We start from the raw sequence: 13,391 nt of genomic DNA, 5'->3' as shown, positions 1-13,391 counted from the left end.
TCACGAGCCGACTCCTCACTGAATTTATAGTCATTTCGCTATATAATAAACAGTCCCAACATCGTGCTTACGCTAATATTGAGATTTGACCATGACGCTAACTACCGAACAGTCCACCTCCCAAGCCCATACCAACGCTGTGCAAACGATCCTAAGCACGCTGACTGATAACCATCAATTTGATCTCGCCCAAATCAAAACCGACGCAGAGAGCTTAGAGCACTGGGGTAAAGACTGGACCAAACATTTCGCACCCGCAGCCTCAGCCATCGTCTTTCCAAAGACCACCGAACAAGTTCAATCGATTGTCCTGCTTGCTAATGAGCATAACGTCGTCCTAACGCCTAGTGGTGGTCGTACCGGACTCTCTGCAGGCGCGGTTGCTGCCAATGGTGAGATTGTCGTTAGCATGGATAAAATGAACCAGATTGGCCAGTTCTATCCAGCTGACCGCATCGTCGAGATTGAAGCGGGTGTCATTACCGAACAGCTGCAACAGTTCGCTGAAACCAAAGACCTCTACTATCCTGTCGACTTTGCCTCAGCAGGCTCTAGTCAAATGGGCGGTAACATCGGCACCAATGCTGGCGGCATCAAAGTCATCCGTTATGGCATGACCCGTCAATGGATCATGGGACTAACGGTCGTTACGGGTAAAGGTGACATCTTGCATCTCAACCGCGGTATGGTTAAAAACGCCACCGGCTACGACTTGCGTCAACTCTTTATCGGTGCTGAAGGTACCCTTGGTCTTGTCACTCATGCGCAAATCAAACTTGAGCGTCAGCCACAAGACTTAAACGTCATGGTGCTGGGTATGGACAACTTTAGTGACGTCATGAACGTCTTATCAGCCTTTCAAGCGCAGATTGATTTGACTGCCTTTGAGTTTTTTGATGACGTGGCGATTGATAAACTGATGGCACATGGTCAAGTACAAGAGCCATTTGAGTCACGTACCAAGTTTTATACCTTACTAGAGTTTGAAGCGCCCTATGAGCCAATCATGGACAAAGCCATGACCATCTTTGAGCAGTGTATGGAAGAAGGCTGGGTCGTTGATGGAGTGATGAGTCAAAGCCTTAGTCAAGCGGCTGAGCTGTGGAAACTGCGCGAGTATATCTCAGAGACCATTTCTGTGTTCACTCCTTATAAGAACGACGTGTCCGTGCTGATCAGTCATGTACCAGACTTTATCGCAGAGATTGATGCGATTGTCAGCAGTAACTATCCTGACTTTGAGGTGTGCTGGTTCGGTCATATCGGTGACGGTAATCTACATCTGAATATCTTAAAGCCTGAGAACATGAGTAAGGATGATTTCTTTGCCGAGTGTCAGGTAGTGAATAAGCATGTGTTTGAGACGGTACAAAAATATGGCGGGTCGGTGTCTGCTGAGCATGGGGTGGGTATGACGAAGAAGCCGTATCTGCAATATAGCCGTAGTGAGGCTGAGATCGATTACTTGCGAGAGGTCAAGAAGGTGTTTGATCCAAACAACATTATGAATCGTGGCAAGATTTTTGATATGTGATTGGTAGGCTAACGATTTATCTCAAAAAAAAGACGCTAAACTCAAAGTTTAGCGTCTTTTTTATGTTTGCAACTTTATATTTGGAAAACCAAAATTTACGTTTAAAAGAACATGATTTATATATATAACAGTACCAGCGCCACAACTAGCAAGACACTCAAAAATCCTTGAATAATCAAAAATGCTTGATGCGGTGCCGCGATATGACGGAACATATTGCCTAACGCATTGTAAGTAATGCCCGCTGCTTTGATATGTGGTGGGGTATCGAAATTTTTGATAATTTGCAAAAACTGCTCAGTACGATCAGGTGACCAGCCGTGCGGCGCAAATGGCAAAAACGGTGAAAGCTGCGCTGCTTGCTCTTTGGTTGCAGGCGACCATAGCCAGCGCTCCAAAAACAGCAGACGCATGCGCCAATCAGTAAAACTACGATGATCAATCTCTTGTAATAATAATATTTCAACGTTTTTGTGACGGCTATCAGCGAAAATACGTTCTTGTAGCGCAAATACATGTCTCTGTTCGCCTTCGATGCACTGCAAAAACTGACCATTGCCATAACATAATGTACCGGTAATGCCGTGCTGCTCATTATAATCGCGAGCATGAGCCTCTACATCCTCAAATATAGAGGTGTTTAGACGTGACGCAATGGTCAACGTACTGACATAGACCAGCTGAACCAATGATGACTCTTCTATTTCATCCCATTGCTTGATTCTATTGCTACGAGTTAAGGGCATAATAAAACGATCCTACAGCCGAACAAATACGGCTAAATATGACAAGCAAAACGATACTATGCCTGAAGTAAATGAAGATATTGACTCACAAAAACGTAGCAAATATTTACTACCTGAGACTGTTATTACTCATACAGCTTGCTATGATGATGAACAAACTAAAGGGCGCTGACAGTATATAAGGTCGATACAAGAAAATATAAGGTTAATCCAACTTAATATATGAGAAACCGCTTATCCAGCTCTTCCAAGTAACTTAATAAGTGTTAGCATTATATCGACCACGATGATGATCCTTAATACATCGATTTTTCGTCAATTGAGCACTGCTTCGACCAAGGTAAACATCAAAACTCGTGTTCGAAATGAGATAGAATCTCACCATAACCTATTGTAAACACGACAATATTTATTGTAACGGCAATATTCTCATATTGGAATATTTTTATTGCTTTTTTGTGCAAAAACTTGCGTCACTTACCCCTTTAATACTGTCGTATCAAATATCATCACATTTAGTAGAGATTTAACACAGGAATATTATGAGCAAAATTGAAAAATTAGATGACCTTCACCTCACAATCGCTGAGATCAAGAAAAAAGACTACCCCCAATTAAAAGCACTGATGGACCGTGTCTATGCAAACTTAGGTGGTGCTTGGTCTAAAACAACCATTCATACCTTGATTGATGCGTTTCCTGAAGGTCAGATTGCGATGTTTGACCATGATCAATTGATTGGTATTGTACTGTCCATGCGTGTTGATTATGCCAAATTTTCTAATCCGCATACCTATGATGATTTGATTGGGCAAAAAGAAATCATTAGGGACAACCCTGAAGGCGACGCTATCTATGGTCTAGACGCATTAATTGATCCTGAATATCGTGGCTATCGTCTCGGTCGTCGTCTTTATGACGCCCGCAAAGAGCTGTGCCGTCAGTTAAACTACCGCGCTATTTTGGCTGGTGGCCGCATTCCTAACTACCACAACCACCAAGACTTGAGCCCAGGCGAATATATTGACGCTGTTGAGAGCCGCGAAATTCACGACTCTGCATTGTCTTTTCAGTTGTCAAACGGGTTTATCGTCAAGCGTATCTTGACCGCTTACCTACCAGATGACAAACAATCTAAAGGGTTTGCCACTTTGCTTGAGTGGTCAAATATCTACTATGAGCCAAAAGACTATAAGCCCAATACGCGCAAATCTGAGGTACGTATTGGTGGTATCCAGTGGCAAATGCGCGAAGTTGAGTCTCCTGAAGAGCTACTACAGCAGGTCGAGTTTTTCGTTGATATCATGGCTGATTACAACTCAGACTTTGCCTGTTTGCCAGAGTTCTTTAATGCACCATTGATGGGTCTATGCGAAGAAACCGATCAAAATATCGCTATCCGCTTTTTGGCAGGTTATACCGAATGGTTCAAAAATGAGATTTCGCATTTGGCCGTCAGTTATAACGTCAACGTCATTACAGGCTCTATGCCTTTATTAGACGAAGACGATACCTTATACAATGTCAGCTACTTATGTCGCCGTGATGGTACGGTTGATGAGCAACGTAAAATCCACATCACGCCGCATGAGCGTAGCGCTTGGGTCATCGAAGGTGGTGACGAGGTCAAAGTATTTGATACTGATGCTGGTCGTATCGGTATCTTGGTCTGTTATGACGTTGAGTTCCCTGAACTTGCGCGCCTGTTAGCACTTGATGATATGGATATTTTGTTCGTGCCTTTCTGGACAGATACCAAAAACGGCTATTTGCGTGTGCGTCACTGTGCTCAAGCACGTGCGATTGAAAACGAGTGCTATGTGATGATCTGCGGCTCGGTAGGTAACTTGCCACAAGTCGAAAGTTTAGATATTCAGTACGCACAGTCGTCGATTTTTTCACCGTCAGACTTTGCCTTCCCGCATGATGCCATCATGGCAGAAACCACCGCCAATACCGAGATGGTGTTTTTCTCAGATGTGAACTTAGACAAGCTGACTCACGTTCGTCACGAAGGCTCAGTACATAACTTGATTGACCGCCGTGATGACTTATTTAGCTTAAAATGGAAACGTAAATCCAAAATTCCTGCAAGCAAATTAAGTGACGAAGAACGCCGTGAAAACTCAGGCAGTGTGCTTATCGGTGATCCATTACAGAATCGTGCGCAAAAGCCATAGTTAGTTGTGCGCGCTTGATATAATGACTTAAGAGTAAACTTTATAAATGAAACGGCTGAATCTCAGCCGTTTATTTTTATCTGATACCTGTCAAATTTTTGCTCAATGAAAATATCTCAAATAAAAAGCCAACGCAATGACGACTGATCTGGATCAAAAAAACATAAAGTCAAAAAAACAGCCAAAGCAGAAGATAATTTCGCTACTTAAAACGGTTGCGCTATACGCTCTAATGTTTGTCGTAATCTATAGCGCAGTCAATTGGTGGCGACAACCTGTCATGCCTGCCAACCCTCAGTTGCAACTGACCGATTACCAAGGGCAAACTATCAACTTGGCGGCAATGAGTCATGAGCGGCCGATGCTGGTATACTTCTGGGGTACGTGGTGTTCCGTCTGTAGTTTTACCTCACCCACCATCAATAAACTAGCTGCAGATAACTATCCCGTTGTCACTATTGCCGTACAATCAGGCTCAAACCAAGAGTTACTCAGCTACCTCGATCAACATCAGTTTGACTTCACCACGATAAATGACCAAGAAGGTGATATCTTTACAGATTGGCAAGGACAAGTCACACCATCCTATGTGGTATTAGAGAATGGCGAGATGACACAAGGGCTAACAGGGATTCAGCCATTATGGTCATTGAAGCTGCGCTTATGGTTAGCATCTGTTTTTTAGCACTTGAGTCGTACTTTATGTTTCAATAAATCATTGTGTAAAGAGATTATAGCTATGTCTTCACCAATGATATATGACGTAGATAAACGATTGATATTGGACAAAATTGGGCTGACCTCGTACAGCTCTTTTTACCCTACCCTTTTTGTCATATAATAGCTGCCGATCTAAATATTTTTTTGAATTATTTTACTAGCATATTTTCTGTTGCAATCGTCTCGTTACCATTTATTATTGACGTAACTATTTGCGGACCAATGAGCGAAAATGAGTATTTATTGACATGATGGTTGATAAACCGATTATCATGAGCAATATACCTACTATTAGTAATTAAGCATTATCAATACCGCGTGACACTCAGTACTATATTGAACTACATTGAACATCGAGCCTTGTATCCGGTTTTAACCGACACACAAACCTACCTTTTAAAAAGATACCTTCTATGACTGATAAAAGCACTGACACACCAAGCCAAGATTACAAAGACACGCTGAACCTTGCGGATACACCATTTGCAATGCGCGCAAACCTTGCCAAACGCGAGCCAGATTGGTTGGCTGCTTGGGAAGCGGATGACGTGTACGGTAAAATTCGTCAGGCGCGTACTGGTGCGACTAAGTATATTTTGCACGATGGCCCTCCATACGCCAACGGTCAGATTCACTTGGGTCACGCGGTCAATAAAGTACTAAAAGACATTATTGTAAAATCAAAAACCTTGTCAGGATTTGATGCACCTTATGTCCCTGGTTGGGACTGTCATGGTCTACCAATCGAACAAAAAGTCGAAGCCAAGGTCGGTAAAGTGGGTCAAAAAGTGTCTGCTACCGAATTCCGTGGTCTATGCCGCGAATATGCCAGCACGCAGATTGAACTGCAAAAAGCAGACTTTAAGCGTCTAGGCGTATTCGGTGATTGGGACAACCCTTATCTGACCATGAACTTCCATCAAGAAGCTAACATCGTACGCGCGCTTGCCAAGATCTATGACAATGGTCATGTGACTCGCGGCATGAAGCCAGTCAACTGGTGCTTGGACTGTAGCTCAGCTCTCGCAGAAGCTGAAGTCGAGTACCAAGACAAAGTCTCTGACGCGATCTATGTCAGCTTTGATGTGCTCGGTACGGACAAAGTAGCCGCATTGGCTGAAATCGCAGACAACATCGCTGCCGTTATCTGGACGACTACGCCATGGACACTGCCTGCTAACCAAGCAATCTCAGTCCATCCTGAGCATAACTATAGCGTGGTTGCGACCGAAAAAGGCAACTTGCTACTAGCAGCTGATCTTGTAGAGACGGCCTTGAACGAACTCAAACTAGAAAATAATGGCATATTAGCGACTATATCAGGCAGTGAGCTTGAAGGTTTGAGCGCGCAGCATCCACTGATTGAAGACCGTCAAGTGCCGCTCATCTTGGGCGATCACGTCACCACCGATAGTGGTACTGGTTTGGTGCATACCGCACCCGGTCACGGTCTAGACGATTATATCGTGGGTCTAAAATACAACTTACCTGTGGAAAACCCAGTAAGCGGTACAGGCGTTTATTTAGACAGTGCGGCCGTATTTGCCGGTGAGCATATCTATAAAGCCAACCCGAAAATCATTGCTGAGCTTAATGACAATGGTCATTTGGTCAGCCATACCAAGATTGAGCACAGCTATCCGCATTGCTGGCGTCATAAGTCGCCGATTATTTTCCGTGCTACGCCTCAGTGGTTTATCAATATGGAAACCAAAGGCTTACGTGCTCGCGCGCTTGCGGATATTCCAAAAGTGAATTGGACGCCAGCGTGGGGACAAAACCGCATCGAAGCGATGATGACGGGTCGCCCTGACTGGTGTATCTCACGTCAACGTACGTGGGGCGTGCCAATTACATTCTTTACCCACAAAGAAACAGGTGAGCTGCATCCAAACACGCTTGAGCTGATGGAAACTGCCGCGCAGAAAATTGCTAAAGGCGGTGTTGAGGCATGGTTTGATGCCAGCTGTGAAGACTTCTTAGGTAGTGAAGCAGCTTACTATGACAAAGCAACCGATACGTTAGACGTGTGGTTCGACTCAGGCACGACGCATTTCGCCGTACTTGAGCAGCGCGATGAATTGACCAATCCAGCTGACATGTATTTAGAAGGTTCTGACCAGCATCGCGGCTGGTTCCAGACGTCATTACTGACGTCAGAAGCCATGTATGAGCGCCCACCGTTTAAGCAAGTATTGACCCATGGCTTTGTGGTCGATGAAAACGGTCGCAAGATGAGTAAGTCACTGGGTAATATCATCACGCCGCAAGAAGAGATCAATAAAACAGGCGCTGATATGCTACGCCTATGGATTGCGTCTAGCGATTATCGTTATGAGATGAGCGCCGGTAAAGCGTCATTCAAAGGTGCAATAGATCAATATCGCCGTATCCGTAATACACTACGCTTTTTACTTGCCAATACTGACGACTTTGATCCAGCGACTGACAGCATTGATATCAATGAATTGGTCAGCCTTGATAAATTCATCATCGAGCGCGCGCAAACCGTACAAGCGCAAATCATGAGCGCTTATGATGCGATGGACTTTCACCAAGTCACTCAGCATGTGACGGCGTTTTGCTCACAAGACTTGGGTAGCTTCTATTTAGATATCATTAAAGATCGTCAGTACACCACGCAGGCGGATGGCCAGCCGCGTCGTTCTGCACAGACGGCCATCTACCATATCACTCATGCACTGATTCGCTGGATCACACCAATCCTATCGTTCACGGCGCAAGAGGCTTGGGAAGTGCTGAACCAACGTGAGGCTGATAAAGGCGGCTACGTGTTTACTCAAGAGTGGTACGAGTTCCCAGCATTTGAACTAAGCGCCATCAGCAATGATGACTGGCAGCGTATTATGTTTGCCAAAGATATGGTAAACAAGCATATCGAAACTGCACGTGGCGAAAAAATCATCAATGCCAACTTATCTGCTGATGTAAGCCTATACGCTGACGGTGCCATGTATGAAAGTCTAGCCAAGCTTGATGAAGAACTGCGCTTTGTACTCATCACTAGTAACGCAGAACTAAAGCCAATGAGTGAAGCACCTGCTGATAGCATCAAACAGACAGACGATGCAAACGCAGAGAGTGCAGAAGAAGTCGTCGACTTAGTCGTTGATGTGAGCGCTGCCACTGGTACTAAATGCGTACGCTGCTGGCATATCCGTGATGACATCGGCACAGATAGCGCGCACCCTGAAATTTGCGGGCGCTGCGTGACCAACGTCAGTGGCGACGGCGAGGTGCGCCATTATGCCTAACCCAACGGATACACCTGACAGCCAGCATAATAAACCGTCGCAAGCTGAGGTTGATCATTCGCCTCAGCCTGCTCATGCGACTACAGGTAGCTCGACCACACCCAGAAGTCGCCTGACTAAGACACCAAAAATGGTAGCTAACGGTAGTCGTGCTTTTATGTGGTATGCGCTGGCGCTGATTATCATTGTCATAGATCAGTGGACCAAGTGGCTGGCAGAAACCAAGCTGACCTTTCATGATCCAGTGCCAGTGATCGAGCCATTTCTTAATTGGACACTCGCTTATAATTATGGCGCAGCATTTAGCTTTTTGGCAGATGCTGGCGGTTGGCAAAAGTGGTTTTTTTCAGGACTGGCATTACTCATGTCGCTGTTTTTGATTATCTATTTGCTCAAAGCGCCTCGCAAAGCTACTCTATTATCACTTGGTCTTGCCATGGTATTGGGCGGTGCGCTTGGTAACTTAATCGATCGCTTGCTACATGGTCATGTGATTGACTTTATCCATGTGCATTATGCCGATGTTTGGCATTATCCGATTTTTAATATCGCAGATATTGGGATTTCTCTCGGGGTTGTACTGATTGTCATCGATATGCTTTTTTTGGAAAAAAAGCGTGAAATGCCACGGTCATAACCGTCTATAGATAGAGATGTTAATTGAATTTATAAATAAAAAAGGTGGGTTACTCAGTCGTAACTCACCTTTTTTTGTCTTCTATTTTATTTATTGCTATATATGTCGATGCTACTAATCATTGCGGTATCTGTATCGTTTTTATAGAAAACATCATAATAAGTTTGTCAAAGTCTCTAGCCCACCACCTGCCAATAAAAACAATAACCCTGCCATATTAATGACAACGGTCAAATAATAGGTGACACGAAACTCAGGCTTTTGTGATTTGTGCCGCAGATACGTCTGAGCCAATAGCGCCCCTACCCAACCGCCAAGCGCGCTTAGTATATGCAATGTAGACTCAGGTGTACGCCAGTCGCCACTTTGGGCAGCAGCTTTGTCTTTAGCATACATCCCATAAGTGATAATTCCTAATACTATATACCAACCGATCACTAGCCAACTCAGTTTATCTGTTGCTGCTAATAAAATTAAGACACCATAAAAAGCCAGTCCAAGAAACGAGCGTTTTTTTTGTCCTGCTTCAAACTCTGCCTGATGGCTGCGTTTCTGGTTGCGCTGACGGATTTGCTGGTTCTTTCGTGCCATTTTTTGCTGCACAAAACCAAGTTCTTGTACTTGTTTGGCCTGCCTGCGCCCTTCTGCATCTTGCCCAATACTAAAGACGACTTGCTCGCCAACATCAGGACGGCGCTGCGCTCTAAACTCACTCACATGAAAGAAAACAGACTCACCTGTCTCAGTTTCAATGAAGCCAAACCCTTTATCGTCCTGCCATTTTTTGACAGTGCCTTGTTGCCGATTATCCATACCTACCTTCTCATAATCATTTTGAAATAAAACAAATATAGTCATAACATAATCGTACTCAGGTGAGTAGCTGATTTAATAGTATCGATTATAAAGGATTACTTTTACCATAAAAAAAGCTGAGAAAATATTCTCAGCTTTTTTATCCTACTACTTGTTATATTTTTGACATAACATTAGCTACATTTTTTCTGCTCATAAAGTTTATTTAAGTTCTCACGGCGTTCTTTAGCTGCTTCGATCGCCTCTTCCGTATTAGAGTAAGTGCCGATCAATGCAGGCCAGAATAATACGGCAGCAGCTACATTTTTGCCAGTCACTTTACGTTCAGCACGTGCTTCTTTTTCAAACTGTTCAGCTTCTTCAATTTCGCCAAGAATTTGTTGGCATGATAAATTAACATCACTTACTTTCTTAGTCTGTACGACATGTGGAGTCGCACAACCTTGTGCTAATAATGCAAATACACCAATTACCAAAATAGCTTTTTTCATAGTCATCTCAAAGTTGTTAAATTAAATACAATTAGATATAAATGGCTTGTTAACGAAGCGTAAACATTTATATACATTTTAGAAACTTAAGTCAACTTAAATTTACCTTTTGACAGAAAAAATTGAATTTTAGTCGGTTTTTAAGATTTTCCTATCTACGTTTTTATACTACTCTCTGATATAACAGCATGTAATATAGTGACTATGCTAGACTATTTGTCTACTAAAAATACAGCTGAAAATACTAACGTATCAACTATAATTTATAAAAGAAATAGCCATTATGACCCAATCTCAATTTATTAATCCAAACGAAGACACGCGTATCGCTTACGGTAGCCTTGTTAAGCTACACTTCGAAGTATCACTAGAAAACGGTACTGTCATTGACTCAACGTTTAGTCGTGATGCGCCCGTATCTTTGACTATCGGTGATGAGAGCTTGTTACCTGGTTTTGAGCAAGTATTGATGAACCTACGCGCCGGTGACACTCGTACCGCTCACCTTGAGCCAGAGCAAGCTTTTGGCGAATGGAATCCTGAAAACATCCAACACTTTAGCCGCCCTCAGTTTGCGCTCGTCGCTGATAATCCAGAAGTCGGTATGATGGTTGAATTCGAAGACAAAGGTAAAAACACCTTGCCTGGTACGATCAGTGCCATCGATGACAACCAAGTCGAAGTGGACTTCAATCATCCGCTTGCTGGGCAAGACGTGCTATTCAAAGTAAAAATCTTTAAGGTCACACCACCTGGCGTCACTGGTATACAACTTATGTAGTTGCCCAAACGCACAATCCACAATAAAAAAACTAAAAAGGACAATCGAATGCAATATACAACGCTACCGCAGCTCGATGAAAAAGTATCTAAGATCTGTCTAGGTACGATGACATGGGGCCAGCAAAATACCGAAGCTCAAGCACATGAGCAAATGGACATGGCTCTCTCCGAGGGCGTGAACTTTTGGGATACTGCCGAGATGTACCCATCACCGCCAGACAAAGACAAACAAGGGGATACCGAGCGGTTTATGGGCACTTGGTTTGATAAAACCAAACAACGTGACAAAGTCATTCTTGCCAGCAAAATATCACCGATGGATTTTTTGCGTGATGGGCAAACACGATTTAATGCTGAACACATCAGTAGCGCTATTGATGGCAACCTTGAGCGCTTACAAACCGATTATATCGATATTTACCAGTTACATTGGCCTGAGCGTCAAGCGAATTTTTTTGGTCAGCGCGGTTATACGGAAGAGATGGCAGCACAGTCAGTAGATGACTTAACGCCATTTTTAGAGACCATTCAAACATTAAATGATGAAATCAAAAAAGGTCGTATTCGTGCTTATGGTTTATCAAACGATACGGCATGGGGACTCATGCACTACCTATGGGAAGCGGACAAAAACGGCTTGATCGCCCCTATCACGGTGCAAAACCCATATAGTCTGCTGAACCGTTTATACGAAGTTGGCATGGCTGAGATAGCACATCGCGAAAACGTCGGGCTACTTGCTTACTCGCCACTTGGTTTTGGCGTGTTGTCTGGTAAATACCTCGATGGCAAGCGTCCAGATGGCGCACGCTTGACGATGTATGATCGCTTTGCCCGTTACACCAATGAGCAAGCGGTATCAGCGACCGAGCAATATGCCAAGATCGCCGCTGATGCTGGGTTGGACATGGCGCAAATGTCATTGGCTTTTGTCAATTCACGTCACTTTGTCACCAGTAATATCATTGGCGCGACGACGACCGAACAGCTCAAATCGAACATCGATAGTGTCAATGTGGAGCTAACGGCAGATGTATTGGAAGCGATTGAAGCGGTACACGCGCAGCATCCCAACCCATCCCCTTAGTTAGTTCTAGATCAGCTATCTATAAATTGATGCACTCGCATTTATTATAGACACAAAAAAAAGGCGCAAATCGCAGTCATATAACTCACGATTTGCGCCTTTTTATTCACTAAGCTAGTTTAACTATAGATAATCAATCTTCAACGGGTACACGAAGTACTCGTGAATGTAACTCTGCTAACCCTTCTTGCATACGTGCTTGCAACAAATTAGTCAGCTCGCTTTTGGTACAGCCTTTTGGATCTAGCGGCGCCAGTGGCAATACATACGCGGTGACGTCTTTGCTATCGAGCACTTTTTTCATGCTGTCCTTCATTGTCATCTTGCCATAATATGGTAGCGCGTCACTGAGCGTGCCATCTTTATCGACATAGGCAATAACAATAGGTCTAACAGGCACATCAGCATCTATCGCTGACTGGAGCAATGTCCCATGAATACGCTTGATTTTTTTGCCACTAGTGGTGGTCGCCTCAGGGAAGAAAATCACCGAAAAACCTTTGGCTAAGAAATCAGCAATTTGTGAGGATACGGAACCTGCATCACCGGAGCCGCGCTCAATGAAAAGCGTGCCTGCCGCATGCGCGAGCTTACCGAATACAGGCCACTCACCAATCTCAGCTTTGGATAAAAAGAACGCTGGACTTACAGTACCAACGACAGGAATATCCATCCATGATACATGGTTTGACACCCACAAGCCGTGATGTTGCTCTACGGGTTCGACTTCAACGACCTTTACCCCAAATGAGCCTGCCATCTTGCGACAAAACGTCTGAATATAGCGTGGCAGTTTTTCGCGTGGTGGCTGTTTGAATGCACCGATACGCTTTGCCGCACGTATACCGCCGACCATGGTCGTGGTCATACCAGCGATTTGCTTGCCGCGTCCTAGCTGCTGTCTGAGTGAAAAGCTTGATTTAGCTTGGCTCATCTTCGCCCTCATGATTAAATAACGGGTGTTTAATAGTCAAAAAACGAGCCCAGTATAACAAAGTTCACACGTTCAGTGATAGGGTGTTCACTCAGTGAATGCTGACTTTTATACAAACGGGCAATAAAGCAGATTTATAAAAAATTAATCTCAGTCATCGCTGTAACATAAAACCATCGCTAATTGTG

11 protein-coding genes are annotated in these 13,391 nt (G+C 44.0%); 7 read left to right on the top strand and 4 right to left on the bottom strand.

Translation table 11 applies throughout. From position 1 onward, the window contains the following. The first annotated feature begins 91 nt into the window (after nucleotides 1-91). Nucleotides 92-1,534, top strand: coding sequence for an FAD-binding oxidoreductase (locus ACHUET_RS02325; protein WP_394210294.1), 1,443 nt, complete (start codon nucleotides 92-94; stop codon nucleotides 1,532-1,534). A gap of 116 nt (nucleotides 1,535-1,650) precedes the next feature. Here ACHUET_RS02325 and ACHUET_RS02320 read toward each other — a convergent pair whose 3' ends face one another. Then, complete coding sequence (locus ACHUET_RS02320; RefSeq protein WP_394210292.1) at nucleotides 1,651-2,280, bottom strand: BLUF domain-containing protein; 630 nt, start codon at nucleotides 2,278-2,280, stop codon at nucleotides 1,651-1,653. Between the two features lie 542 nt (nucleotides 2,281-2,822). Here ACHUET_RS02320 and ACHUET_RS02315 point away from each other — a divergent pair. From ACHUET_RS02315 to lspA, 4 genes are all read left to right on the top strand, one after another. Further along, a complete protein-coding gene (locus ACHUET_RS02315) occupies nucleotides 2,823-4,460 on the top strand; it encodes a carbon-nitrogen hydrolase family protein (RefSeq protein ID WP_371533197.1) in 1,638 nt (545 codons plus the stop codon). Between the two features lie 136 nt (nucleotides 4,461-4,596). Continuing rightward, on the top strand, nucleotides 4,597-5,145 hold the full coding sequence (locus tag ACHUET_RS02310; protein WP_394210290.1) for a protein disulfide oxidoreductase: 549 nt from the start codon (nucleotides 4,597-4,599) through the stop codon (nucleotides 5,143-5,145). 448 nt (nucleotides 5,146-5,593) lie between these two features. Next, nucleotides 5,594-8,455: an isoleucine--tRNA ligase gene (gene ileS, locus ACHUET_RS02305; protein WP_394210288.1), complete on the top strand. Its 2,862-nt coding sequence runs from the start codon at nucleotides 5,594-5,596 to the stop codon at nucleotides 8,453-8,455. Beyond that, nucleotides 8,448-9,092, top strand: a complete 645-nt coding sequence (gene lspA, locus ACHUET_RS02300; RefSeq protein ID WP_394210286.1) for a signal peptidase II — start codon at nucleotides 8,448-8,450, stop codon at nucleotides 9,090-9,092. The genes ileS and lspA overlap by 8 nt, the downstream gene beginning before the upstream one ends. Before the next feature lie 153 nt (nucleotides 9,093-9,245). Here lspA and ACHUET_RS02295 read toward each other — a convergent pair whose 3' ends face one another. Together ACHUET_RS02295 and ACHUET_RS02290 are read right to left on the bottom strand one after the other, a co-directional pair. Beyond that, nucleotides 9,246-9,950: a DUF1294 domain-containing protein gene (locus ACHUET_RS02295; RefSeq protein ID WP_394210284.1), complete on the bottom strand. Its 705-nt coding sequence runs from the start codon at nucleotides 9,948-9,950 to the stop codon at nucleotides 9,246-9,248. 131 nt (nucleotides 9,951-10,081) lie between these two features. Then, entirely contained in the window at nucleotides 10,082-10,399 is a 318-nt protein-coding gene (locus ACHUET_RS02290) for a hypothetical protein (protein ID WP_075107839.1), read from the bottom strand. A 283-nt stretch (nucleotides 10,400-10,682) separates the two neighbouring features. Between ACHUET_RS02290 and ACHUET_RS02285 the strand changes: the two genes are divergently transcribed. Then, the gene (locus ACHUET_RS02285) at nucleotides 10,683-11,180 is read left to right on the top strand and encodes an FKBP-type peptidyl-prolyl cis-trans isomerase (protein WP_394210282.1); all 498 of its coding nucleotides are present in this window, start codon (nucleotides 10,683-10,685) and stop codon (nucleotides 11,178-11,180) included. A gap of 48 nt (nucleotides 11,181-11,228) precedes the next feature. After that, entirely contained in the window at nucleotides 11,229-12,269 is a 1,041-nt protein-coding gene (locus tag ACHUET_RS02280) for an aldo/keto reductase (RefSeq protein ID WP_394210281.1), read from the top strand. Nucleotides 12,270-12,402: 133 nt separating this feature from the next. Here ACHUET_RS02280 and ACHUET_RS02275 read toward each other — a convergent pair whose 3' ends face one another. Continuing rightward, nucleotides 12,403-13,203 carry a lysophospholipid acyltransferase family protein gene (locus ACHUET_RS02275; RefSeq protein ID WP_201600441.1) on the bottom strand — a complete coding sequence of 267 codons (801 nt, stop codon included), beginning with the start codon at nucleotides 13,201-13,203 and terminating at the stop codon, nucleotides 12,403-12,405. Nucleotides 13,204-13,391: the final 188 nt, after the last annotated feature.

The sequence above is a fragment of the Psychrobacter piscatorii genome, assembly GCF_043641605.1.
GTDB lineage: Bacteria > Pseudomonadota > Gammaproteobacteria > Pseudomonadales > Moraxellaceae > Psychrobacter > Psychrobacter piscatorii_C.
Note: the sequence above shows the minus strand (reverse complement) of the source record. Positions and strands in the feature narration are given on the sequence as shown.